This is a genomic window from Variovorax boronicumulans NBRC 103145 (assembly GCF_001591345.1).
GTDB classification, from domain to species: domain Bacteria; phylum Pseudomonadota; class Gammaproteobacteria; order Burkholderiales; family Burkholderiaceae_C; genus Variovorax; species Variovorax boronicumulans.
Window position 1 is genome coordinate 52,642 of sequence record NZ_BCUS01000017.1, and the last position, 22,625, is coordinate 75,266.

At 68.7% G+C, this 22,625-nt stretch carries 21 protein-coding genes; 17 read left to right on the forward strand and 4 right to left on the reverse strand.

Annotated elements, in window-relative coordinates:
- The first annotated feature begins 5 nt into the window (after window positions 1–5).
- Window positions 6–911 carry a 4,5-DOPA-extradiol-dioxygenase gene (gene ygiD / locus VBO01S_RS07525; RefSeq protein ID WP_062472646.1) on the forward strand — a complete coding sequence of 302 codons (906 nt, stop codon included), beginning with the start codon at window positions 6–8 and terminating at the stop codon, window positions 909–911.
- Window positions 912–936: 25 nt separating this feature from the next.
- On the opposite strand, the gene zwf is transcribed toward ygiD, so the two are convergent.
- Entirely contained in the window at window positions 937–2,409 is a 1,473-nt protein-coding gene (gene zwf, locus VBO01S_RS07530) for a glucose-6-phosphate dehydrogenase (protein ID WP_062472648.1), read from the reverse strand.
- A gap of 143 nt (window positions 2,410–2,552) precedes the next feature.
- Here zwf and VBO01S_RS07535 point away from each other — a divergent pair, with 143 nt between their 5' ends.
- The 4 genes from VBO01S_RS07535 to VBO01S_RS07550 are packed head-to-tail and all read left to right on the forward strand — an operon-like array spanning window position 2,553 to window position 7,549.
- On the forward strand, window positions 2,553–3,563 hold the full coding sequence (locus VBO01S_RS07535) for an ABC transporter substrate-binding protein (protein WP_062472650.1): 1,011 nt from the start codon (window positions 2,553–2,555) through the stop codon (window positions 3,561–3,563).
- Window positions 3,564–5,837, forward strand: coding sequence for an ABC transporter permease (locus VBO01S_RS07540; protein ID WP_062472651.1), 2,274 nt, complete (start codon window positions 3,564–3,566; stop codon window positions 5,835–5,837).
- Window positions 5,834–6,874, forward strand: coding sequence for an ABC transporter ATP-binding protein (locus tag VBO01S_RS07545; RefSeq protein WP_062472653.1), 1,041 nt, complete (start codon window positions 5,834–5,836; stop codon window positions 6,872–6,874). Before VBO01S_RS07540 ends, VBO01S_RS07545 begins: the two co-directional genes overlap by 4 nt.
- Before the next feature lie 12 nt (window positions 6,875–6,886).
- Complete coding sequence (locus tag VBO01S_RS07550; RefSeq protein WP_062472655.1) at window positions 6,887–7,549, forward strand: HAD family hydrolase; 663 nt, start codon at window positions 6,887–6,889, stop codon at window positions 7,547–7,549.
- On the opposite strand, the gene VBO01S_RS07555 is transcribed toward VBO01S_RS07550, so the two are convergent.
- On the reverse strand, window positions 7,495–8,166 hold the full coding sequence (locus VBO01S_RS07555) for a lipocalin family protein (RefSeq protein ID WP_062472656.1): 672 nt from the start codon (window positions 8,164–8,166) through the stop codon (window positions 7,495–7,497). The genes VBO01S_RS07550 and VBO01S_RS07555 overlap by 55 nt on opposite strands.
- A 242-nt stretch (window positions 8,167–8,408) precedes the next feature.
- Here VBO01S_RS07555 and tal point away from each other — a divergent pair, with 242 nt between their 5' ends.
- From tal to VBO01S_RS07570, 3 genes are all read left to right on the forward strand, one after another.
- Window positions 8,409–9,365, forward strand: a complete 957-nt coding sequence (tal, locus tag VBO01S_RS07560) for a transaldolase (protein WP_062472658.1) — start codon at window positions 8,409–8,411, stop codon at window positions 9,363–9,365.
- 2 nt (window positions 9,366–9,367) lie between these two features.
- Window positions 9,368–10,921, forward strand: a complete 1,554-nt coding sequence (gene pgi / locus VBO01S_RS07565; protein WP_062472660.1) for a glucose-6-phosphate isomerase — start codon at window positions 9,368–9,370, stop codon at window positions 10,919–10,921.
- 173 nt (window positions 10,922–11,094) lie between these two features.
- Window positions 11,095–11,427, forward strand: coding sequence for a DUF805 domain-containing protein (locus VBO01S_RS07570; RefSeq protein ID WP_062472662.1), 333 nt, complete (start codon window positions 11,095–11,097; stop codon window positions 11,425–11,427).
- Window positions 11,428–11,480: 53 nt separating this feature from the next.
- Here the strand turns inward: VBO01S_RS07570 and VBO01S_RS07575 are convergent, their stop codons facing one another.
- Both VBO01S_RS07575 and VBO01S_RS07580 read right to left on the reverse strand, forming a co-directional pair.
- Window positions 11,481–12,545 carry a 4-hydroxythreonine-4-phosphate dehydrogenase PdxA gene (locus VBO01S_RS07575; RefSeq protein WP_062472664.1) on the reverse strand — a complete coding sequence of 355 codons (1,065 nt, stop codon included), beginning with the start codon at window positions 12,543–12,545 and terminating at the stop codon, window positions 11,481–11,483.
- Between the two features lie 38 nt (window positions 12,546–12,583).
- Entirely contained in the window at window positions 12,584–13,564 is a 981-nt protein-coding gene (locus tag VBO01S_RS07580) for a Bug family tripartite tricarboxylate transporter substrate binding protein (protein WP_062472666.1), read from the reverse strand.
- A gap of 93 nt (window positions 13,565–13,657) precedes the next feature.
- On the opposite strand from VBO01S_RS07580, the gene VBO01S_RS07585 reads away from it, so the two are divergent.
- From VBO01S_RS07585 to VBO01S_RS07625, 9 genes are all read left to right on the forward strand, one after another.
- Entirely contained in the window at window positions 13,658–14,599 is a 942-nt protein-coding gene (locus VBO01S_RS07585; protein ID WP_174543628.1) for a LysR family transcriptional regulator, read from the forward strand.
- 176 nt (window positions 14,600–14,775) lie between these two features.
- A complete protein-coding gene (locus tag VBO01S_RS07590) occupies window positions 14,776–16,086 on the forward strand; it encodes an ABC transporter substrate-binding protein (RefSeq protein WP_062472668.1) in 1,311 nt (436 codons plus the stop codon).
- 147 nt (window positions 16,087–16,233) lie between these two features.
- Window positions 16,234–17,091 (forward strand): carbohydrate ABC transporter permease, encoded by an 858-nt coding sequence (locus VBO01S_RS07595; protein WP_062472670.1) that lies wholly within the window; start codon window positions 16,234–16,236, stop codon window positions 17,089–17,091.
- Between the two features lie 10 nt (window positions 17,092–17,101).
- Window positions 17,102–17,926: a carbohydrate ABC transporter permease gene (locus tag VBO01S_RS07600; RefSeq protein WP_013539656.1), complete on the forward strand. Its 825-nt coding sequence runs from the start codon at window positions 17,102–17,104 to the stop codon at window positions 17,924–17,926.
- Window positions 17,927–17,943: 17 nt separating this feature from the next.
- A complete protein-coding gene (locus VBO01S_RS07605) occupies window positions 17,944–18,981 on the forward strand; it encodes an ABC transporter ATP-binding protein (protein WP_062472672.1) in 1,038 nt (345 codons plus the stop codon).
- Between the two features lie 91 nt (window positions 18,982–19,072).
- Entirely contained in the window at window positions 19,073–20,452 is a 1,380-nt protein-coding gene (dalD, locus tag VBO01S_RS07610) for a D-arabinitol 4-dehydrogenase (protein WP_062472695.1), read from the forward strand.
- Window positions 20,449–21,237 (forward strand): L-iditol 2-dehydrogenase, encoded by a 789-nt coding sequence (locus VBO01S_RS07615; protein WP_062472674.1) that lies wholly within the window; start codon window positions 20,449–20,451, stop codon window positions 21,235–21,237. Before dalD ends, VBO01S_RS07615 begins: the two co-directional genes overlap by 4 nt.
- 22 nt (window positions 21,238–21,259) lie before the next feature.
- Window positions 21,260–21,931 (forward strand): transaldolase family protein, encoded by a 672-nt coding sequence (locus tag VBO01S_RS07620; protein ID WP_062472677.1) that lies wholly within the window; start codon window positions 21,260–21,262, stop codon window positions 21,929–21,931.
- Between the two features lie 23 nt (window positions 21,932–21,954).
- The coding region (locus tag VBO01S_RS07625; protein WP_062472679.1) for a carbohydrate kinase family protein at window positions 21,955–22,625 on the forward strand (671 nt) is incomplete at its 3' end.

Here is a 22,625-nt window from a genome sequence, read left to right on the forward strand (position 1 = left end):
ACACGATGACCTCCACCCCGATGACCCGCCTGCTCGGCCGCCGCGGCTTTCTCATGGGCTCGGCGCTGGGCGCGACCGCCGCGCTGGCGTCGATGACCGAGATCGCGCACGCGGCCGGCGCAGCACCGGCGCGCCGCATGCCGGTCATCTTCATCGGCCACGGGTCGCCGATGAATGCGCTGGCGGACAACGCCTTCACGCGCCGCCTCGCGACCTGGGGCCGCGAGCTGCCGCGCCCTACGGCGATCCTCAGCGTGTCGGCGCACTGGCTCAGCCAGGGCGCGACCGGGGTCACGGTGCAGACGCGGCCCAAGACGATCCACGACTTCGGCGGCTTTCCGCAGGCGCTGTTCGACATCGAGTACCCCGCGGCCGGCCATCCTGCGCTCGCGCGCGAAGCGATCGGCGCCGTCAAGCAAACGCCGGTGATCGCCACCGAGCAGTGGGGACTGGACCACGGCACCTGGACCGTGCTGAAGCACCTGTACCCGAAGGCCGACGTGCCGGTCTTCCAGCTCAGCATCGACTACGACAAGCCGGCGGCGTTCCACCATGCGGTGGGGCGCGACATGGCGGCCTTGCGCGACCAGGGCGTGCTCGTGATGGGCAGCGGCAACGTGGTGCACAACCTGCGCGCCACCGACCGCGGCACGCCCGATGGGCTCAAGGCGAGCCGCCCGTGGGCGCAGTCGTTCGACGAGGCGGTGAAGGCCGCGCTGGCCGGCCGGGACGACCGCGCGCTGATCGGCTACGAGAAACTCGAAGGGGCGTCGACCGCCGTGGCCACGCCGGACCACTACTTTCCCTTCCTGTATGCCCTGGGCGCTGCGGCGCCGGGCGAGCGTGCGAAGACGGTCTACGAAGGCTTCCAGTCGGGCACGCTCAGCATGCGCTGCCTCCAGTTCGGCTGAAGGCGCGGCGCATTCGGCGGCGGTCTTACTGCTCCTCGCCCCAGGCGAAGCCGTCGCGGGCGATCATGGCGCTCGACGCGCTGGGGCCCCAGGTGCCGGCCGCATAGGGGCGCGGACCGCCGTCGGACTCCCAGGAGTCGATGAGCGGCTCGACCCAGCGCCAGGCTTCTTCCTGCTCGTCGCTGCGCACGAACAGGTTGAGGCGCCCGTCGATCACGTCCAGCAGCAGGCGTTCGTAGGCGCCCACGCGCTCGGCGCCGAAGCGCTTGTCGAAGTCCAGGTCGAGCTGCACCGGCGCCAGTTGGGCGGCGCTGGCGTGGCCATTGCCGCCGCGCTGGCGGTTGTCCTGCGCCTGCGCGAGCATGTGCAGTTCCAGGCCGTCTTTCGGTTGCAGGTTGATCACCAGCTTGTTCACGTTGCCTGCGGGGGCGCGGTAGATGGCGTGCGGCGTGGGGCGGAAGTTGACCTCGATGCGCGCGTCGCGCGAGGCCAGCCGCTTGCCGGTGCGGATGTAGAAGGGCACGCCGGCCCAGCGCCAGTTGGCGATCTCGGTGCGCAGCGCCACGAAGGTCTCGGTGCGGCTGTCGGGGTTCACGCCCGGCTCGTCGCGGTAGCCCTGCACCCGCTCGCCGTAGGCCGTGCCGGCCGTGTACTGGCCGCGCACCGCGTGCAGGCCCAGGCTCTCGGGCGTCCAGGGCTTGAGGGCGCGCAGCACCTTGAGCTTTTCGTCGCGGATGGCGTCGGCGTGCGCGTTGATGGGCGGCTCCATGGCCACGGCGCACAGCAGCTGCAGCGCGTGGTTCTGCACCATGTCGCGCAGCGCGCCGGTCTGGTCGTAGAAGGCGCCGCGCTTTTCCACGCCCAGGTCCTCGGCCATGGTGATCTGGATGTTGGCGATGTGCTCGCGGCGCCAGATGGGCTCGAACAGGGCATTGCCGAAGCGCATCGCGAACAGGTTCTGCACCGAGGGCTTGCCCAGGTAGTGGTCGATGCGAAAGACCTGCTTCTCCTCGAGCACCTTGCCCACCGCGGCGTTGATGGCGCGGTTGGAGGCGAGGTCGTGGCCCAGCGGCTTCTCGAGCACGACGCGGGTGCGCGGGCCGTTGAGCCCGGCGGCGGCGATCTGCTCGACCACCTGCGTGAAGAGCGCGGGCGCCGTGGCCACGTACATCACGACCGTCTTGGCGTCGCGCTGCTTGAGCAGATCGGCCAGGCTGGCGTAGTCGGCGGGCTTGGACAGGTCCATGCGCAGGTAGTGCAGCATGGAGGCGAACTTCTTGAACTCCTCGGGGGAGGGGCGCTTGGCGCCTTCGACGGCGCTGAAGCGCGACTGGATCAGCTCGCGGTACTGGTCGTCCGACAGGTCGTCGCGCGCCACGCCGACGATGCGCCCGTCCTGCGGCAGGCTGCCGTGCCTGAAGGCCTGGAACAGCGCGGGCATCAGCTTGCGCCACGCAAGGTCGCCAGTACCGCCGAACAGAACGAGATCGAAGCTCATGAGAAAACTTTCCTTTGTCTGAATGCCGAGCAGGCAACGTGCCAGTCGCGATGGTACTTGTACCGATTCGGCACACCTGTACTAAAGCTACGCTGTCCCATGGCCGCGAGGCCTTTTTTTATTGCCGAGGCAGGGGAATACCAATGAAGAAGCTTTTCACGGCAGCCGCGCTGCTGGGTCTGTCGGCCGCCGCGTCGGCGCAGACTGTCAACGTCATCTGCTCGGTGCAGGCCGAGTGGTGCAACGTGATCTCCACCGTCTACGCCCGCACCACGGGCGTGCGCATCAACATGGCGCTCAAGGGCTCGGGCGAGGCGCTGGCCCAGCTCATCGCCGAGAAGGACAACCCCAAGACCGACGTCTGGTTCGGCGGCACGGGCGACCCGCACCTGCAGGCGGCCGAGCAGGGGCTCACGCTCGAGTACAAGTCGCCCACGCTCACGCAGCTGCATCCCTGGGCCCAGCAGCAGGCCAAGCAGTCGGGCTACAAGACCGTGGGCATCTACTCGGGCCCGCTGGGCTTCGGCTACAACCCCGAGCTGCTCGCCAAGAAGAAGCTGCCCGTGCCCAAGACCTGGGCCGACCTGCTCAAGCCCGAGTACAAGGGCGACATCCAGGTGGCCAACCCCGCGTCGAGCGGCACGGCCTACACCATGATCGCCACGCTGGTGCAGCTCATGGGCGAGGACAAGGCCTTCGACTACCTCAAGGCGCTGCACAAGAACGTCGGCCAGTACACCCGCTCGGGCACCGGCCCGATCAAGGCGGTGGCGCGCGGCGAAACCGCGATCTCCATCAGCTTCGTGCACGACGGCCCGGGCGAGAAGATGCAGGGCTTTCCGGTCGAAACCATCACGCCGAGCGACGGCACCGGCGCCGAGATCGGCTCCATGAGCGTCATCAAGGGCGCGCGCAACCTCGATGCGGCCAAGAAGTTCTACGAATGGGCGCTCACGCCCGCCGCGCAGGAACTGGGCGCCGCCAACAAGCAGTTCCAGCTGCCCAGCAATGCGAGCGCCAAGCTCGACCCGCGCATCCCTGATTTCAAGAAGATCAAGTTCATCAACTACGACTACGCCAAGTACGGCGCCAGCGCCGAGCGCCGCCGCCTGATCGCGCGCTGGGAAAAAGACGTCAACTCGCTGCCGCGCTAAGTGCAGGCGCGTTCCAACGAAGGCGCGCCGGCCAACCCGGCGTCCCTGGCCGCCGCCCGGCGCGCGCGGCGATGGATCTGGGCCTGGGTCGCGCTGGGCCTGGTGGCCTATCTCGTGCTGCCCTGGTATGCGATCCAGGATTCGACCTGGTACGAAGCCGTTCCGCAGGTCTTCGGGCAGGCGGAAGGCGCCAACGGCCTGATGCAGGCGGCCACGCAGGGCCGCAGCTGGCTCTTCATCGGGCTGGCCGGGTTGCTGCTGTGCGCTGTCGGTGCGGCCTTGCCGGCCGGCAAGGCGCAGGGGCGCTGGCTGCTGGCGGGCGGCGCGATCGGCGCCATCGGCCTGGCCGTGGCGGGCTTCACCATCGGCGCGCGCGGCTGGAGCGTCGCGGCGCTCAACACCCAGTTCGGCGAGTTGGCGCTCAACCAGTTCGGCATCGGCGCGGGCGGCTTCGTGGCGCTCACGGCGCTGGTGCTGCTGGCGGCCTTCGGCATGGCGCGGCTCGGCCTGTTCAAGGGCGACCTGTTCGTCTCTGCCTCGGTGGTCGGCTGCGGCGTGCTGATGGCGCTGTTCATCGCCTACCCGGTGAGCCGGGCACTGTCGGGCGCCTTCTTCAACGAAGACGGGCAGTGGTCGATCGCGGCCTTCGCGGCGCGCGTGTTCACCGAGCGCATCTGGGGCCTGGGCTGCCTGGCGGGCGGCGTGCGCTGCGGCGTGGCGTGGAACACGCTGGTGCTGGCGCTGCTCACGGCGGCCGGCACCACCTTCCTGGGCACGCTGATGGCGCTGATGGCCGAGCGCGGCAGTCGGCGCGGGCAGGGCGCATTGCGGGTGCTGGCGCTGCTGCCGATCATCACGCCGCCGTTCGTCGTCGGCCTGGGCCTCATCTTGCTGTTCGGCCGTGCCGGCATCGTCAACCAGGTGCTCGAAAACGTGTTCGGCATCGAGCCCACGCGCTGGTTCTACGGCATGCCGGGCGTGCTGGTGGCGCAGCTGTTCGCCTTCACGCCCATCGCCTTCATGATCATGCGCGGCGTGGTGCAGGGCATCGCGCCCAGCCTGGAAGAGGCTGCGCAGATGCTGCGCGCCGACCGGCGCCGGGCCTTCTTCACCGTCACGCTGCCGCTGCTCAAGCCCGGGCTGGCCAACGCCTTCCTGGTCGGCTTCATCGAGAGCATTGCCGACTTCGGCAACCCGGTGGTGGTGGGCGGGCAGTTCTCGGTGCTGTCGACCGACATCTTCTTCGCCATCGTCGGCGCGCAGTACGACCAGGGCCGCGCCGCGTCGCTGGCCTGGGTGCTCACGCTGTTCGCGCTCGGCGTGTTCGCGCTGCAGCGCGGCCTGCTCGGCAAGCAGAACTACACGACGGTGAGCGGCAAGGGCGATGCCGGCATCGCGATGCCGTTGCCCGACGGCGTGCGCCGCACCATCCAGTGCATCGCGCTGCCGTGGATCGCCTTCACCGCCGTGGTCTACCTGTTCGCCTTCGCGGGCGGCTTCGTGCAGACCTGGGGCCGCGACTACAGCTTCACGCTCAACCACTTCAAGAGCGCCTTCGCGCTGGAGTGGGGCCAGTTCGGGCTGGTGTGGGCCGGTACGGCGTGGAACTCGCTGATCACCACGCTGAAGCTGGCCGGCATCTCGGCGCCGATCACCGCAGCGCTGGGCCTGCTCATTGCCTGGCTGTTGGCGCGCAACGAGTTCAAGGGGCAGGGCGCCTTCGAGTTCGGCGCGCTGCTGGCCTTTGCGATCCCGGGCACGGTGCTGGGCGTGAGCTACATCCTGGCCTTCAACGTGCCGCCGTTCGAGCTCACGGGCACGGGGCTGATCATCGTGCTGTGCTTTATGTTCCGCAATCTGCCGGTGGGCGTGCGGGCCGGCACGGCGGCCTTCAAGCAACTCGACCGCTCGCTCGACGAGGCCTCGCTGATGCTGCGCGCGTCCACGTCGCAGACGCTGTTCAAGGTGGTGCTGCCGCTGCTCAAGCCGGCGCTGGTGGCTGCGCTGGTCTACAGCTTCGTGCGCGCCATGACGACGGTGAGCGCCGTGATCTTCCTGGTCACGGCCGAGAACGAACTGGCCACCACCTACATCATCGGCCGCGTCGGCAATGGCGACTACGGCATTGCGCTGGCCTACTGCACGGTGCTCATGGTGCTGATGTCGCTGGCCATTGCGCTGGTGCAGTTCGTGGTCGGAGAGCGCAAGTTGGGAAGACGCGGGGCCACGCCCAATCATCAAGGGCATCACAAAATGGAAAGCCTCTCCGCATGAACGGTATCGAATTCCGCAACGTCACCAAGCGCTACGGCACGGACAAGAACGGGCCGATGGCCGTCAAGGGCATCAGCTTCGAGGTGCCCGTGGGCACGCTCACCACCATCCTCGGCCCCTCGGGCTGCGGCAAGACGACCACGCTGCGCATGATCGCGGGGCTCGAATCGCCCACCTCGGGCTCGATCTTCATGGGCGGGCGCGACGTCACCACGCTCGGCCCGGGCGAGCGCAACGTGAGCATGATGTTCCAGAGCTACGCGCTGTTCCCGCACATGAACGTGATCGAGAACGTGGGCTACGGCCTGCGCATGAGCGGTGTGAAGAAGGACGAAGCCACGGTGCGCGCGCGCGAGGCGCTCAGGGGCGTGGGCCTGGTCGGTTTCGACGAGCGCCTGCCCAGCGAGCTGTCGGGTGGCCAGCAGCAGCGCGTGGCCCTGGCGCGCGCGCTGGTGCTCGAGCCGGCGGTGCTGCTGTTCGACGAGCCGCTGTCCAATCTCGATGCCCGCCTGCGGCGCGAGATGCGCGAGGAAATCCGCTCATTGCAGCAGCGCCTGAAGCTCACCGTGGCCTACGTGACGCACGACCAGAGCGAGGCCCTGGCCGTGAGCGACCAGATCATCGTCATGGACCACGGCGTGATCGCCCAGCGCGGCACGCCCGAGCAGCTCTACGGCCGGCCCGAGAGCGAGTTCGTCGCCGGCTTCATGGGCGAAGCCATGGTGTTCCCGGCCGTGGCACAGGCCGACGGCAGCGTCACGCTCGGCCCGCTGCGCCTGCAGCCGCGCTACGCGGTGGCGCCCGGCACGGTGAAGGTGGCGGTGCGGCCCGAGGCCTGGGACATCGGCGCGCTCGACGGCCTGCCCGCCACGCTGCGCAAGTCGGCGTACCTGGGCAGCTTCTACGAGTACGGCTTCGACACCCCGCTGGGGCCGGTCTTCGTGGTCTCGACCGACCTGTCGCGCCCGCTGGCGGCCGGCACGCAGACCACCCTGTCGCTCGGAACCCATGGTGTGAGCGTGGTGCCCGGCGCATGAAACAATGGCGCCATGAACGTGGTTTTCGATCTTGGCGCCGTGCTGTTCGCCTGGGAGCCGGCACGGCTGGTCCAGGCCCATCTCCCCTCTCACGCCCCCACTGACGCCGCCGCCGCGGCCCTGGGCCGGGCCCTTTTCCATCACGACGACTGGACCGGCTTCGACTGCGGCACCCGCACGCTGGACGATGCCATCGCCCGCATGTCGGCGCGGCTGGCGCTGCCCGCCGAGTCGCTGCACGCCATGCTCGACGGGCTCGGGGAGCGGCTGGCGCCGATCGACGTCACGGTCGCGATGCTCGAAGAGCTGCTCGTGCAGCGCGACGCCGGCGAGCCGCTGCGCCTGTACTACCTGTCGAACATGCCCGTGCCCTTCGCCCGCGCCCTCGAGCGCCGGCACGCCTTCATGCGGCGCTTCGACGGCGGCGTGTTCTCGGGTGACGTGAAGTTCCTCAAGCCCGAGCGCGAGATCTACGAGCTGCTGGCCATGCGCCACGGCCTCGAGCCCGAGCAGACCGTGTTCATCGACGACTCGGCCGCCAACGTCGAGATGGCGCGCGCCTTCGGCTGGCACGCCATCCACTGCACCGCGCCGGCCATGCTGCCGTCGCAGCTGCAGCGCTACCTGCCGGTGAGCACCACCTTGTCGGTGTCGAACCCCAGGCTGCGGGCGTAGTCCAGCTCGGCCTGCAGCGCGTCGTCTTCGAGGCGCGGCGCGCGCGACAGCACCCAAAGGAATTCACGGTCGGGCGTGCCGACCAGCGCCACCTGGTAGTCGCGGTCGAGCTTCAATATCCAGTAGTCGCCCCACACCAGCGGCAGCCAGCCCATCCAGGCGGGGGCGAAGCGCACCTGCAGCCGTCCCGCGCCGGGCTGGCCGGCCACGGGCACCACGCGCGCACTGCCGATCGCCTCGTCGAAGTTGCCGTCCTCGCGCACGCAGCGGTTGCGCACCTGCACGGTGCCATCGGGCTGCGGCGTGTACTCGGCGCTCACCGGGCCGGCGCACTGTTTCTGGAAGCGGTTGGGCAGCCGCGCCTGTTCGTGCCAGACGCCGGCATAGCGGTGCAGGTCGACCGGCGCCACCACCTGCAGCGGTGCGCGCATCAGCGGGGCGCCGTCGGCCGGACCGGCGGGCCGGGCACGGGCCGTGCGTGCGGCGCCCAGCGCGTACCAGGTGGCCACGCCGCCCACGACGAAGGCGGTGGCCATGGTGCCGATCGCGTGGCTGGTGCGGCGGTCGTCGAAGGCGCGACCGGCGGCGGTCGCGGGGCGTGGGGGGCGAGGGGTCATGAGGGCTCCTGAGGAAAGTCGTTCTCGGCGTGGATGCCGCGTCCCGCTCAGGGTGCCCCGGGCCGCGGCCGGCTGCCGTCAGCCGGGGACCACAGCCCCTGTAGGGCAGGGCGGCCGACAACCCTTCGCGCTGCAGGCCGATGGAGCTTCGCGAAAACCCGTGCTACGGTTCGCATGAAAACATCGACCGCCGCGCAACTGCGTGCAGGACTTGTCACACCCCTCCCCGGATAATTGATTTCATGAACCAACTCGATGCACTCCGCCAGTGGACCACCGTGGTTGCCGACACCGGCGACTTCAAGCAGCTCAGCATTTCCAAGCCGCAGGACGCGACCACCAACCCGTCGCTGATCCTCAAAGCCGTGCAGAAGGCCGAGTACCGGCCGCTGCTCGATGAAACCGTGAAGGCCCACGCCGGCAAGCCGCTCGACGAAGTCATCGACCGCCTGCTGGTGCGCTTCGGCACCGAAATCCTCTCCATCATCCCGGGCCGCGTGTCCACCGAAGTCGACGCACGCCTGTCGTTCGACACCGCCGCCACCGTGGCCCGTGGCGAGCGCATCGTGGCGCTGTACAAGGCCGAGGGCATCGACACCGAGAAGCGCCTGCTGATCAAGGTCGCCTCCACCTGGGAAGGCATCGAGGCCGCGCGCCTGCTCGAGCAGAAGGGCATCCGCACCAACCTCACGCTGCTGTTTTCGTTCGCGCAGGCCGTGGCCTGCGGCGCGGCCGGCGTGCAGCTCATCTCGCCCTTCGTGGGCCGCATCTACGACTGGTACAAGAAGTCGGCCGGCGCCAAGTGGGACGAAGCCGCCAGCGCGGGCGCCAACGACCCCGGCGTGAAGTCGGTGCGTGAAATCTTCAACTACTACAAGCAGCAGGGCATCAAGACCGAGGTCATGGGCGCGAGCTTCCGCAACGTGGGGCAGATCCAGGCGCTCGCCGGTTGCGACCTGCTGACCATCAGCCCCGAGCTGCTGGCCGAGCTGGCCGCGAGCAACGAGCCGCTCACGCACGCGCTCGACGCCAAGGCTGCCGCGAGCGGCACGGCCGAGAAGGTGAGCTACGACGAGGCCGGCTTCCGCTTCGCGCTCAACGAAGACGCCATGGCCACCGAGAAGCTCGCCGAAGGCATCCGCGCCTTCGCGGCCGACGCCGTGAAGCTCGAAAAGCTCATGCAGGAAAGCGGCAAGTAAACATGACCATGACCCTGCGCTGTGACCGCGCGTCGGCCTGGGCGCAACTGCAGTCCAGCTTCGACACGGCCGGTCGCCAGTTCGATCTTCGCCATGCCTTCGTGGACGACGCCGGGCGCTTCGCGCGCTTCAGCCAGGAGGCGCCGCACGTTTTCGCCGACCTGTCGAAGAACCTCATCGACGCGCGCACTGAGGCGCTGCTGTTCACGCTGGCGCGCGAATGCGGCCTCGAAGCCCACCGCGACGCCATGTTCGCGGGCGCGCACATCAACAACACCGAAGACCGCGCCGTGCTGCACACGCTGCTGCGCGCGCCGGCCGACGCGGCCACCGGCCGCCAGACGGCCCACGAGTTGCGCGAGGTGCATGCCACGCTCGACGCCATGCTGGCCTACGCCGAGAAGGTGCGCAGCGACCACACGATCACCGACGTGGTCAACATCGGCATCGGCGGCTCCGACCTCGGCCCGCAGATGGCCGTGCTGGCGCTCGCGGAGTTCGTGGCGCCGGGCAAGCGCTTCCACTTCGTCTCGAACGTCGACGGCCACGAACTGGCGGGCGTGCTCAAGGGCTTGGCGCCCGAGCACACGCTGTTCCTGGTCGCTTCCAAGACCTTCACCACGGCCGAGACGATGACCAACGCGCTCTCGGCCAAGCGCTGGTACGAGCAGTCGGGCGGCACCGACATCGCCGGCCATTTCGCCGCGCTCACCACCAACGTCGAGGCCGCGAAGCAGTTCGGCATCGACACCACCTTCGGCTTCTGGGACTGGGTGGGCGGGCGTTACTCGCTGTGGTCGGCCATCGGCCTGCCGATCGCGCTGGCCATCGGCGCCGACGGCTTTCGCCGGCTGCTGGCGGGTGCGCATGCGATGGACGAGCACTTCCGCACCGCGCCGCTCGAGCAGAACCTGCCCGTGCGCCTGGGCCTGCTCGACGTCTGGTACCGCAACTTCCACCGCTTCACGAGCCGCAGCATCGCGCCGTACCACAGCGCCCTGAAGCGCGTGCCGGCCTACCTGCAGCAGCTCGAGATGGAGAGCAACGGCAAGCAGGTCGACGCGAGCGGCGCGCCGCTGGCCTTCGGCACCTCGCCCGTGCTCTGGGGCGAGCCCGGCACCAACGGGCAGCACGCCTACTTCCAGATGCTGCACCAGGGCACCGACGTGATCCCGCTCGAGTTCATGGCGGTGCGCGACGCCTCGCACGACCTCGACGGCCACCACCCCAAGCTGCTGGCCAATGCGCTCGCGCAGGCGCAGGCGCTGATGGTCGGCAAGCTCGACGAAGGCGGCCACAAGAACTTTCCGGGCAACCGGCCGAGCACCTTCTTCGTGTTCGAGAAGCTCACGCCCGAAGCGCTGGGCGCCTTCCTCGCGATGTACGAGCACCGCGTGTTCACCAGCGGCGCGCTGTGGGGCATCAACAGCTTCGACCAGTGGGGCGTGGAGCTCGGCAAGGTGCTGGCGCGCGACATCGAGCCGCGGCTGACCTCGGGCGATGTCTCGGGGCTCGATGCCTCCACGGCCGGCCTGCTGCAGCGGCTGAGCACCTGACGGCGCACGTCACTGCAAGCCTCGCAAGCCTTGGCCAAAGGCTCTATCCACTAGGCCTTTAGGCCATTGGTTTGCAGGGTGGTGGCCGGTTTGGCCGAGTTTGTCGTTGCACAGTGCGCCGATATGATGGCCCCGGGGAAATTTCCCTGGGATTCATCAAGAGGAGCGAGTCAATGGACTTTCAAACAGCGGTCAAGACGTGCATCGCCAAGTACACCGATTTCACGGGTCGTGCGTCGCGTTCCGAGTTCTGGTGGTTTTTTCTGGCCCAGTTCGGCGTGCTCGTCGTGACGGGCCTGATCCATGAGTACGTGTACTTCATTGCAGCGCTGGCCCTGCTTCTGCCCGCCCTCGCGGTGGGCGTGCGCCGCCTGCACGACATCGGCAAGAGCGGCTGGTTCTTGCTGCTGTCGATCATCCCGCTGATCAATCTGGTGCTGATCTACTTCTTCGTTCAGCCGTCGCAGCCGGAGAGCAATGCTTACGGCGAACCGCCGAGCGCCTGATCTTTCTGCCAAGGGCCGCACACGCGGCCCTTTTCTTTTGAGGTGCTAGCAGCTCATGCCATCGCCGTTTCGACGGACGCAGGTGCAGCAGGCGCACCGCTTGCCATCCGCACGCACAGGTCGAAAGCCTGCTGCAGCCCTTCGATCTGCGCCACGCCCTGGCCGGCGATGTCGAAGGCGCTGCCGCTGGCCGAGGTGGCCACGGGCACGGGCAGGCCGCCATGCAAGGTCACGCCCTGCTCGAAGCCCATGAGCTTCATCGCGATCTGGCCCTGGTCGTGGTACATCGACACCACCGCGTCCACGTCGCCGCGCCGTGCGCCGATGAACACGGTGTCGGGCGAGAACGGACCGCGCGCGTCGTGGCCTTCGGCGCGCAGCTGTTCGATGGCGGGCGCGATGATCTCGATCTCTTCCATGCCGATCGAGCCGCCGTCGCCCGCGTGCGGGTTGAGCCCGGTCACGGCGATGCGTGGGTGTGCCACGCCGGCGCGTCGCAGTGCCGACGCGATGATCTTCACGGCGTCGCGCACGCCCTCCACGGTGATGTGCCGGGCCACGTCCTTCAGCGGGATGTGCGAGGTCACGCGCGAGGTCCACAGCGACCCGGTGAGGTTGAACTCGCAGACGAAGCCGGTGACCGCGAAGCGCTCCTGCATGTAGCGCAGCTCGTCCTCGTGCACGAGGCCGCCCAGGCGCAGCGAATGCTTGTTGAGCGGCGCGAAGAGGATCGCGTCGGCCTGGCCGTTTCGCACGGCGTGCGTGGCCAGCTCCAGCGCTTCGAACGAGGCCCGGCCCGAGCGCTCGTTCGACTCGCCGAGCACCGGTTCCTCGCCTGCCATCCAGTCGCGCACGAGGAGGCTCGGACGGCCGTCCTCGAAGCGCAGGCTGTCGAGGGTGTTCACCTGCAGCGGCGCCAGCTTCGCGCCCGCCACGCGCTCGCCCGCGGCCAGCACGACGGGGTCGGCGATCAGCAGCACGCGCGCGGCGTCGAGGTTGCGCTGGCGCGCGAGCAGCTTCACGGCCATCTCGGGGCCGACGCCGCTGGGGTCGCCGAGCAACACGGCGATGCGGGGTTTGGCGGAGGTCACGCGCGGGGAGGAGGAGGGGATGGGCATGGTCGATGTCTGAGAAAAAAGGAAGAGGAAGGTCGGCCTCACTCGGCCTTGATGCGCGCATCGCGCACGAGCCGGCCGTAGTGGTCGAACTCCTGCCGGTTCATCGCCGCGAAAGGTTCGCCGGTCAGCGTGCCGGGCTCGCCGCCCAGGGCCTTGATGCGCGACTGCACGTCCGCCAGGCCCATCGTGCGCGTGAGTTCGGCGCTCAGCCGTTCGACCGCCGGGCGCGGCGTGCCGGCCGTCACGTACAGGCCGTACCAGGTCGACACGTCGGCGCCCTTGACGCCCTGCTCGGCCAGCGTCGGCACGTCGGGCAGCTCGGGCGAGCGCTGCGGCGCGCTCACGGCCAGCGCGCGGAACTTGCCGGCGCGGATCTGGCCCATGGCCGAGGAGGTGCTGTCGAACATCATCTCGACCTCGCCCGAGATGATGTCGATGTGCGCCTGCGAGCTGCCCTTGTAGGGCACGTGGATCGAGGTCATGCCCGTGGCCAGGTTGAAGGCTTCGCCGCCCACGTGCTGCGTGCTGCCGATGCCCGACGACGCGTACTTGAAGCCGCCGGGCTTCGCGGCCATCGCGGCCAGCAGGTCTTTCACCGACTTGTAGGGCGAGCTGGCCGACACCACCAGCACGTTGGGCATCACGGCCACGAGGCCGATGGGTTGCAGGTCTTTCAGCGGGTCGTACTTGAGCTTGAGGATGTGTGGCGCCACGGCCTGCGCCGTGTTGGTGGCCAGCAGCAGCGTGGCGCCGTCGGCCGGTGCGCGGGCCGTGAGTTCGCCGGCGATGGTGTTCGATGCGCCGGGGCGGTTCTCCACCGTCACGGGCTGCTTGAGCACGGGCGCGAACTTGTCGGCCAGCACGCGCGCGAGGATGTCGGTGCCGCCGCCCGGCGAGGCGCCGACCAGAATGCGCAGCGGCTTGTCGGGGTAGGCCGGCTGCGCACCCGCGTTCAGGCAGGCGGCCAGCGCCAGCAGCGCCACCAGGCCGGCACCGCGGGCCAGGGGAAAGAGGGTCATCGCGTCGTCTCCTGCTTGTTGTGGGCCCGAGCCTACGGAGCTTCTGGCGCGCGATCCAATCGAAAAAGGCCGAAGCTCCATATACTTTTGTGCATGAAACCCGGCCTCACCGACGCCTCGCTGATGCTCCACGTCCGGCCGCGCCAGCTGCTGTTGCTGGCCCGGCTCGATGCGCATCGCCACCTCGGCCGCGCGGCCGAGGCCATGAACATCAGCCAGCCCGCGGCCACCAAGCTGCTGCAGCAGCTGGAGGAGTCGCTGGGCGAACAGCTCTTTGAGCGCCTGGCGCGCGGCATGGCGCCCACGCCCTACGGCGAGATCCTGATCCGCTACGCCCACCGCGTGCTCAGCGACTTCGGCACCGCGCGCGAGGAAATGCTCGCGCTGCGCTCGGGCCTGAGTGGTGCGCTGCGCGTGGGCAGCGTGCCGGGCGCGGTGCCCGAGCTGCTGGCGCCGGCGCTGGTCGCCTACCACCTGCGCCATCCGCAGGTGGCCGTGTCGGTGGTGGTCGAGACCAGCGACCTGATGCAGGCGCAGCTGGAGCAGGGCGACGTCGACCTCGTGCTGGGCCGCCTCACCGACGGCCACGACGAGGCCAAGTACGCGAGCGTGCCGCTGCTGGGCGAGTCGCAGGTGGTCGTGGTGCGCGCCGCGCACCCGGTGTTCGAGCGCGCGGCCACCGTCACGCTGGCCGAAATGGCGACCTGGTCGTGGGTGCTGCAGCCGCCGGGCTCGCCGCAGCGCGGGCGCTTCGAGGCGGCGATGCGCGAGGCGGGCATCCAGGCGCGGCTGGACATCATCGAAACGGCATCGCCCATCGCCATCACGGCGCTGCTGGAGAACTCCGACATGGCGGCCGTCATGCCAGCTTCGCAGGCCAGCCACTACGCCCGCCTGGGCGTGCTGCGCACCGTGCCGGTGGAGTTGCCGGTGCGCGTGCCGCCGATCTGCCTCATCACCCGCGAGGATCGCGCGCTGTCGCCGGCCGCCGCGCAGTTCCGGCGCCAGCTGCTGGGCGGCGGCGGGCACGCATGAGAACTTCAGACAGACAGTTTTCCATCCTGAATTGCATCAACTAGGGATTTCACTAGCCAACTGGTGCATGAGAGTACTGGTGGTGACTCTCGAAATACCAAAACTGCAAGCGCGTTTCTCCAGAATCCGGGCACGGCGACCACGATACCGAGGCGTCGCTCACCCAAGGAGACACCATGAAGCGCTTTCTGAAAGCGGGCCTCGCCCTCGCACTCATCGGCACGGGCCTTGTGTCCCACGCCGCCACCGAACTCGTGATCGCGACCGTCAACAACGGCCACATGATCGAGATGCAGAAGCTCACGCCCTTCTTCGAAAAGGCCAACCCCGACATCAAGCTCAAGTGGGTCACGCTCGAGGAAGGCACGCTGCGCCAGCGCGTGACCACCGACATCGCCACCAAGGGCGGCCAGTTCGACGTGATGACCATCGGCCTGTACGAAGCGCCGATCTGGTCGAAGAAGGGCTGGCTGCAGCCCATCGCCACCGATGCCGCCTACGACGCCGACGACCTGCTGCCCGCCATCCGCGCCGGCCTGTCGCACGAAGGCAAGCTGTACGCCGCCCCGTTCTACGGCGAGAGCTCGATGCTCATGTACCGCAAGGATCTGGCCGACAAGGTCGGCTTCAAGATGCCCGAGCAGCCCACCTGGGCGCAGGTGAAGGAGCTGGCCGGCAAGATCCATGACCCCAAGGGCGGCCTGTACGGCATGTGCCTGCGCGGCAAGCCGGGCTGGGGCGACAACATGGCCTTCCTGACCACGCTGGTCAACACGAACGGCGGCCAGTGGTTCGATATGCAGTGGAAGCCGCAGATCGACACCAAGCCCTGGAAGGACGCGATCGGCTTCTACGTCGACCTCATGAAGGCCTACGGCCCGCCGGGCGCCTCGGCCAACAGCTTCAACGAGAACCTGGCGCTCTTCAACGAAGGCAAGTGCGGCATGTGGGTGGACGCGACCATCGCGGCCTCGTTCATCAGCGACCCCAAGCAGTCGAAAGTGGCCGACAAGGTGGCCTTCGCACAGGCACCCGTCGCCGTGACACCCAAGGGCGCGAACTGGCTGTGGACCTGGAACCTGGCCATTCCCGCCAGCTCGACCAAGGGCGCCGCTGCGCAGACCTTCGTGAAGTGGGCGACCTCCAAGGAGTACGTCAACCTCGTGGCCAAGGAGCATGGCTGGGGCACGGTGCCCACCGGCACGCGCAAGTCGACCTACGCGAACCCCGAGTTCCAGAAGGTCGCCAAGTTCGCCGCCGCCGAGAAGAAGGCCATCGACAGCGCGAACCTCAGCGACAGCACCTTGCCCAAGTCGCCGTACGTCGGCGTGCAGTACGCGGCCATTCCCGAGTTCCAGGCCATCGGCGTGGCGGTGGGCCAGCAGATGAGCGCGGCACTGTCGGGCAAGGTCACGGTCGACCAGGCGCTGAAGACCTCGCAGCTCGCAGCCGAGCGCGAGATGAAGAAGGCCGGCTACTACAAGTAAGGCTTGGCTTTCTCCCTCCCCTTCCGGGGGAGGGTCGAGGTGGGGGCACGCGGCGCACCGTATGGCCGCAGTGATCGATCAGGGAGCCCCCATCCCCGCCTTCCCCCAGAGGGGGAAGGAGCCAGAGACACAAGAAGGAACCTTCTGATGAAACGCCTCCTGCCCCGTGCCCTCATGGCGCCCGCCGTGCTCACGCTCTTCCTGTGGATGATCGTGCCGCTGCTGATGACGTTGTACTTCTCGTTCGTGAACTACAACCTCATGCAGCCCGGCGAACGCACGTTCGCGGGCCTCGAGAACTTTCACTACTTCGTCACCGACCCCGACTTCTGGCCGGCCACCTGGAATACGCTGCTGCTCATCGGCAGCGTGATCGTCATCACGGTGGTGTTCGGCGTGCTGCTCGCGCTGCTGGTGAACGAGCCCTTCCCGGGTCGCGGCATCGTGCGCGTGCTGCTGATTTCGCCCTTCTTCGTCATGCCTGCAGTGAATGCGCTGCTGTGGAAGCACATGATGATGAACCCCATCTACGGCATCCTGGCCGATGTGTGGCGCTTCTTCGGCGCGCAGCCGGTCGACTGGCTCACCGACGTGCCGCTGTTCTCCGTGATCATCATGGTGGCCTGGCAGTGGCTGCCCTTCGCGTGCCTGATCTTCATCACCTCGCTGCAGTCGCTCGACCGCGAGCAGATGGAAGCCGCGCGCATGGACGGCGCGAGTTCGTTCCAGCGCTTCTTCTATCTCACCATTCCGCACCTGGGCCGCCCGATGGCCGTGGTGATCATGATCGAGATGATCTTCCTGCTCAGCGTGTTCGCCGAGATCGCCATCACCACCAATGGCGGCCCGGGCAACGAGAGCACGAACATGACCTACATGATCTTCAAGCAGTCGCTCATGAACTTCGACGTGGGTGTGGCCTCCGCGGGTGCGCTGTTCGCGGTGGTGCTGGCCAACATCGTCGCGGTGTTCCTGATCCGCATCATCGGCAAGAACCTCGATTGAAGGAACGACCATGCAACCCAGCAACTTCCTTCCCCAGCTGCTGCGCACCGTCGGTGCGTGGGCCGTGGCGCTGCTTCTGTTCTTCCCGCTAGGCTGGCTGTTCCTCACGGCCTTCAAGACGGAGCTGCAGGCGATCCACGTGCCGCCGCTCTTCATCTTCGAGCCCACGCTCGACAACTTCGGCGAAGTGCAGCGCCGCAGCGACTACCTGCTGTACGCGCGCAACTCGCTGATCACCAGCCTGGGCTCGACCATCCTGGGCCTGCTGATCGCCGCGCCCGCCGCGTACTCGATGGCGTTCTTTCGCACGAAGAAGACGCGCGACATCCTCATGTGGATGCTCTCCACCAAGATGATGCCGGCCGTCGGTGCGCTGGTGCCGATCTACGTGCTCGCGCAGACCGCGGGCATGCTGGACTCGCTCACCGCGCTCACCATCGTGTTCACGCTGTCGAACCTGCCGATCATGGTGTGGATGCTCTACAGCGCCTACAAGGACATTCCGAACGAGATCCTCGAAGCCGCGCGCATGGACGGCGCGAGCCTGTGGACCGAGTTCCGCCATGTCGTGATGCCGCTGTCGGTCGGCGGGCTCGCATCGACCGGCCTGCTGTGCCTGGTGCTGAGCTGGAACGAGGCCTTCTGGGCCCTCAACCTCACCTCCGCCAAGGCCGGCACGCTGGCCACGCTCATCGCCTCGTACTCCAGCCCCGAAGGCCTGTTCTGGGCCAAGTTGTCGGCCGCGTCGCTGATGGCCATCGCGCCCATCGTCGTGTTCGGCTGGTTCAGCCAGAAGCAGCTCGTGCAGGGCCTGACCTTCGGCGCCGTCAAGTAAAGAAAGGGAGACATCTCATGGCTTACCTCGAACTCAAGAACATCAAGAAGAGCTTTGGCGACGTTCACATCATCAAGGGCGTCGACCTGCAGATCCAGAAGGGCGAGTTCATCGTCTTCGTCGGGCCTTCGGGCTGCGGCAAGTCGACGCTGCTGCGCCTGATCGCGGGGCTCGAACCCATCACCAGCGGCAACCTGCTGCTCGACAGCAAGGACATCACCTGGACGCCTTCGGGCAAGCGCGACCTGGCGATGGTGTTCCAGAGCTACGCGCTGTACCCGCACATGAGCGTGTACGACAACATGTCCTTCGCGCTGAAGCTCGCGGGCGTGGCCAAGGACGAGATCAGGACCAAGGTCGAGTACGCGGCCAAGACGCTGAACCTCACGCAGTACCTGGACCGCACACCGAAGGACCTGTCGGGCGGCCAGCGCCAGCGCGTGGCCATCGGCCGCGCGATCGTGCGTGCGCCGAAGGTGTTTCTCTTCGACGAGCCGCTGTCGAACCTCGATGCGGCGCTGCGCGGCAACACGCGCGTCGAGATCCACAAGCTGCACCGCGCGCTCGGCGCGACCACGATCTACGTCACGCACGACCAGGTCGAGGCCATGACGCTGGCCGACCGCGTGGTGGTGCTGAAGGACGGGCTCATCGAACAGGTCGGCACGCCGCTCGAACTCTACGACCGCCCGGCCAACCAGTTCGTCGCGCAGTTCATCGGCATGCCGTCGATGAACATGGTGGCGGCGAGCGCGATCCCGAGCTTTTCCGCCGCCACCGGCGGGCGCCTGCCGAGCGACGGCTTCCTGGGCGTGCGCCCCGAAGGCCTGCGCGTGCATCCGAAGCAGGGCGCGGCCGCCGGCGTGCCGGGCCGCGTCGAGCTCATCGAGGCGCTGGGCGCCGACACGCTGATCCACGTGGACGTGGGTGGTGTGCCGCTCATCGCGCGCCAGAACGAACGCACGCCGCTGCAGGCCGGCGACGACGTGGCGGTCGAGCTCGACCCGTCCGTGCTGCACCTGTTCAGCCGCGAAGGCCGCGCCGTCGCCGCCTGATCCGACGCCCCCTCACTTTCAACGGACCTTCCCCGTGACCCTCGCAGCAGCGGGCCTCGTGCCCACCCCACCGGCGCCTTCGGAATTCACGGTGCTTCACCTCGGCCTCGGCTCGTTCCATCGCGCCCACCAGGCCGTCTACCTGCAGCGGCTGATCGATGCGGGCGACACCCGCTGGTCGCTGTCGGGCGCCAACATCCGGCCCGACATGGCCGAGGTCGTTGCGGCGCTGCAGGCCCAGGGCGGGCGCTACACGCTCGAGACGGTGTCGCCGGCCGGCGAGTACCGCTACGAGCAGATCGAAGCCATCCGCGAGGTGCTGTCGTACGAGCCCTCGCTGGCCCCGGTGATCGCGCGCGGCGCCGCGCCATCCACGCGCATCGTCTCCTTCACGGTGACCGAGGCCGGCTACTACCTCGACACCAAGGGCAAGCTCGACCTGTCGTTCGCCGACCTCGCGGCCGACATCGAACGCGCGCGGCGCGGCGAGGCCGGCGAGACGATCTACGGCGCGGTCTGCGCGATCCTGCGGGCACGGCGCGCCGCGCAGGCGGGCCCCGTGACGCTGCTGAACTGCGACAACCTGCGCCACAACGGCGACCGCTTTCGCGCGGGCCTGCTCGAATTCATCGCGCTGGTCGGCGACGCGCCGCTGCAGGCCTGGGTCGATGCCAACACCCGCTGCCCGAACGCGATGGTCGACCGCATCACGCCGCGCCCGCCGCCCGAGCTGCGCGCGCGCGTGCGCGCCGCCACGGGCCGCGACGACGGCGCGGCGGTCACGGGCGAGAGCTTCATCCAGTGGGTGATCGAAGACGACTTCATCGCCGGCCGGCCCGACTGGGGGCGCGTGGGCGTCGAACTCGTCGAATCGGTGCAACCGTATGAAGAGGCCAAGATCCGCATCCTCAACGCCACGCACAGCTGCATCGCCTGGGCCGGCACGCTGGCGGGGCTGGGCTTCATCCATGAAGGCACGCACGACGCGGCCATCCGCCGGATGGCCTTCGACTACGTGACCGACGATGTCATTCCGTGCCTGAGCCCGAGCCCGATCGATCTCGCGGCCTACCGCGACGTGGTGCTCGACCGCTTCGGCAACCCTGCGATCCGCGACACCAACCAGCGCGTGGCGGCCGACGGTTTCTCGAAGATTCCGGGCTTCATCGCGCCGACCGTGCGCGAGCGGCTGGCGGCCGGGCAGGGCATCGACAGCGTGGCGATGCTGCCCGCGCTGTTCCTGGCCTTCCTGCAGCGCTGGCACCGGGGCGCGCTGCCCTATGCCTACCAGGACCAGAGCATGGACGACGCCGCCGCGCACGCCATCTGCGACGCGGCCGATCCGGTGGCGGCGCTGTGCGCCGATGCCGGGCTCTGGGGCAGCCTCGCAGGGGATGCGCGGCTGGTCGATGCGGTGCGCCGTGCCGGCGAGCGCGTGGCCCGCTTCATCGAAGAGAAGGCCGCGCCATGAGCGGCCGCCTGCAGGACCGCCATGTGCTGCTGACCGGTGCCGGCGGCGGCATCGGCCTGGCCGTGGCCGAGGCCTGCATCGCCGAGGGCGCGCGCTGCAGCGTGATCGACCGCGCGACCGCCGCGCCCGAGGCCGTGCGCGCGCTGCAGCAAGCCCATCCCGACGCGCTCGCCTACATCGCGGCCGACGTGACCGACACGCAGGCCATCGCGCACATGCTGGCCGAGGCGCAGGTCGCCTTCGGTCCCGTCCACACGCTGTTCAACAACGCCGCCGTGTTCGACCTCGCGCCGCTGCTCGACAGCGACGAAGCCTCGTTCGACAAGCTCTTCGCCGTCAACGTGAAGGGCATGTTCTTCGTCATGCAGGCCGTGCTGCGCCACATGGTCGAGGCCGGCACGCCGGGCGCGTCGGTCATCAACATGGCCTCGCAGGCCGGGCGCCGCGGCGAGGCGCTGGTGTCGCACTACTGCGCGACCAAGGCGGCCGTCATCAGCTACACGCAGAGCGCCGCGCTGGCCATGGCGCCGCACGGCATCCGCGTCAACGGCATCGCCCCCGGTGTGGTCGACACGCCGATGTGGGACCATGTCGACAGCCTGTTCGCCAAGGCCGAGGGGCTGGCGCCGGGCGAGAAGAAGCGGCGTGTCGGCCTCGCCGTGCCGCTCGGGCGCATGGGCGTGCCGGGCGACATCGCCGGGGCGGCGGTGTTTCTCGCCAGCGACGAGGCGCGCTACATCACGGCGCAGACCCTCAATGTCGACGGCGGCAATGTCATGAGTTGAACCCTTCCTTCCGCATTTCTGCATGAACGACGACTTCCACCTGTACCTCGACAGCGCCGACCTGGCCGAGCTGCAGGCCTGCCTGCCGCACCCGGTGGTGCACGGCGTGACGACCAACCCGACGCTGCTGCAACGCGCCGGCGTGGGGCGCGCCGATGTGCCCGGTCTGCTGAAACGCTGCATCGACCTGGGCGCGCGCCAGGTGCAGGCCCAGGTGTATTCGAGCGAGGTCGACGCCATGCTGGAAGACGCCGCCGTCCTGCTGCCGCAGTTCGACCCCGGCCAGCTCGTCATCAAGATTCCTGCCACGCGCCAGGGCCTGGACGCCGGCGCGCGGCTCATCGCCCAGGGCGTGCCTGTGACGTGGACCGCCGTGTACGCGCCCGAGCAGGCGCACTTCGCCGCGCAGCTGGGCGCGGCCTATGCAGCGCCCTACCTCGGCCGGCTCGAAGATGCCGGCATCGATGGGCTGGCGCTCATCGCGCAGATGCAGTCGCTGGTCGCGCAACGGCCTTCTTCGGGCACGCGGCTGCTGGTGGCGAGCATCCGTTCGCGCGCGGCCTACCTGGCGCTGCTCGGGCTGGGCGTGGGCGCCATCACGATCCCGCCGCGCCTCTTTGCCGAGCTGCTCGACCATCCCGCCACCCTGGCTGCCGAAGCGGGTTTCCTGGCCGACGCCCGCGCCTTGCCCTGACAGAAGAAGAAAATCCAAGCACCATGCGCATTGCACTCACGGGCGAGGCCCTGATCGATTTCACCGCCGGCGAAGGCGGCACCCTGGCGTTCCTCGGCCATGAAGGCGGCTCACCGCTGAACACGGCCGTGGCCTGTGCACGGCTTGGACAGCCGACCGGCTTTCTCACGCAGCTGTCCACCGACCTGTTCGGCGAGCGGCTGATGGCTTTTCTGGAACGCAACGGCGTCGACACCCGGCTCATCCTGCGCAGCGACGCGCCGTCGACGCTGGCGTTCGTCGAGCGCACGCCGCAGACCAACCGCTACGCCTTCTACACACGGGGCAGCGCCGACGCCACCTGGGCGCCCGAGCCGCTGCCGCAGCTGCCCGCGGAATGCCGCTTCCTGCACTTCGGCTCGATCTCGCTGCTGCAGGAGCCGGCGTCGTCGCGCATCACCGACCTCGTGGCCGCCCACACGGGGCGCTGCGTGATCGTGTTCGATCCCAACGTGCGGCCCAGCCTGATCCCGGACATGGCCGCCTACCGCGCCCGCGTCAGCGAGTGGTTCGCCATGGCCGACCTGGTCAAGCTCAGCGACGAAGACGCCGCGCTGCTCGCTCCCGGGCGACCGGTCGATGTGCTCGCGGCCGAGTGCCTCACGGCCGGCGCGCGCGCCGTGGTCGTCACGCGCGGCGGCGCCGGTGCCACGCT

Excerpts from the sequence above, each read along its gene's own strand:
- ygiD (WP_062472646.1), top strand. The coding sequence starts at position 6 with ATGACCTCCACCCCGATGACCCGCCTGCTCGGCCGCCGCGGCTTTCTC.
- zwf (WP_062472648.1), bottom strand. The coding sequence starts at position 2,409 with ATGAGCTTCGATCTCGTTCTGTTCGGCGGTACTGGCGACCTTGCGTGG.
- VBO01S_RS07535 (WP_062472650.1), top strand. The coding sequence starts at position 2,553 with ATGAAGAAGCTTTTCACGGCAGCCGCGCTGCTGGGTCTGTCGGCCGCC.
- VBO01S_RS07545 (WP_062472653.1), top strand. The coding sequence starts at position 5,834 with ATGAACGGTATCGAATTCCGCAACGTCACCAAGCGCTACGGCACGGAC.
- VBO01S_RS07550 (WP_062472655.1), top strand. The coding sequence starts at position 6,887 with ATGAACGTGGTTTTCGATCTTGGCGCCGTGCTGTTCGCCTGGGAGCCG.
- VBO01S_RS07555 (WP_062472656.1), bottom strand. The coding sequence starts at position 8,166 with ATGACCCCTCGCCCCCCACGCCCCGCGACCGCCGCCGGTCGCGCCTTC.
- tal (WP_062472658.1), top strand. The coding sequence starts at position 8,409 with ATGAACCAACTCGATGCACTCCGCCAGTGGACCACCGTGGTTGCCGAC.
- pgi (WP_062472660.1), top strand. The coding sequence starts at position 9,368 with ATGACCATGACCCTGCGCTGTGACCGCGCGTCGGCCTGGGCGCAACTG.
- VBO01S_RS07570 (WP_062472662.1), top strand. The coding sequence starts at position 11,095 with ATGGACTTTCAAACAGCGGTCAAGACGTGCATCGCCAAGTACACCGAT.
- VBO01S_RS07575 (WP_062472664.1), bottom strand. The coding sequence starts at position 12,545 with ATGCCCATCCCCTCCTCCTCCCCGCGCGTGACCTCCGCCAAACCCCGC.
- VBO01S_RS07580 (WP_062472666.1), bottom strand. The coding sequence starts at position 13,564 with ATGACCCTCTTTCCCCTGGCCCGCGGTGCCGGCCTGGTGGCGCTGCTG.
- VBO01S_RS07585 (WP_174543628.1), top strand. The coding sequence starts at position 13,658 with ATGAAACCCGGCCTCACCGACGCCTCGCTGATGCTCCACGTCCGGCCG.
- VBO01S_RS07590 (WP_062472668.1), top strand. The coding sequence starts at position 14,776 with ATGAAGCGCTTTCTGAAAGCGGGCCTCGCCCTCGCACTCATCGGCACG.
- VBO01S_RS07595 (WP_062472670.1), top strand. The coding sequence starts at position 16,234 with ATGAAACGCCTCCTGCCCCGTGCCCTCATGGCGCCCGCCGTGCTCACG.
- VBO01S_RS07600 (WP_013539656.1), top strand. The coding sequence starts at position 17,102 with ATGCAACCCAGCAACTTCCTTCCCCAGCTGCTGCGCACCGTCGGTGCG.
- VBO01S_RS07605 (WP_062472672.1), top strand. The coding sequence starts at position 17,944 with ATGGCTTACCTCGAACTCAAGAACATCAAGAAGAGCTTTGGCGACGTT.
- VBO01S_RS07615 (WP_062472674.1), top strand. The coding sequence starts at position 20,449 with ATGAGCGGCCGCCTGCAGGACCGCCATGTGCTGCTGACCGGTGCCGGC.
- VBO01S_RS07620 (WP_062472677.1), top strand. The coding sequence starts at position 21,260 with ATGAACGACGACTTCCACCTGTACCTCGACAGCGCCGACCTGGCCGAG.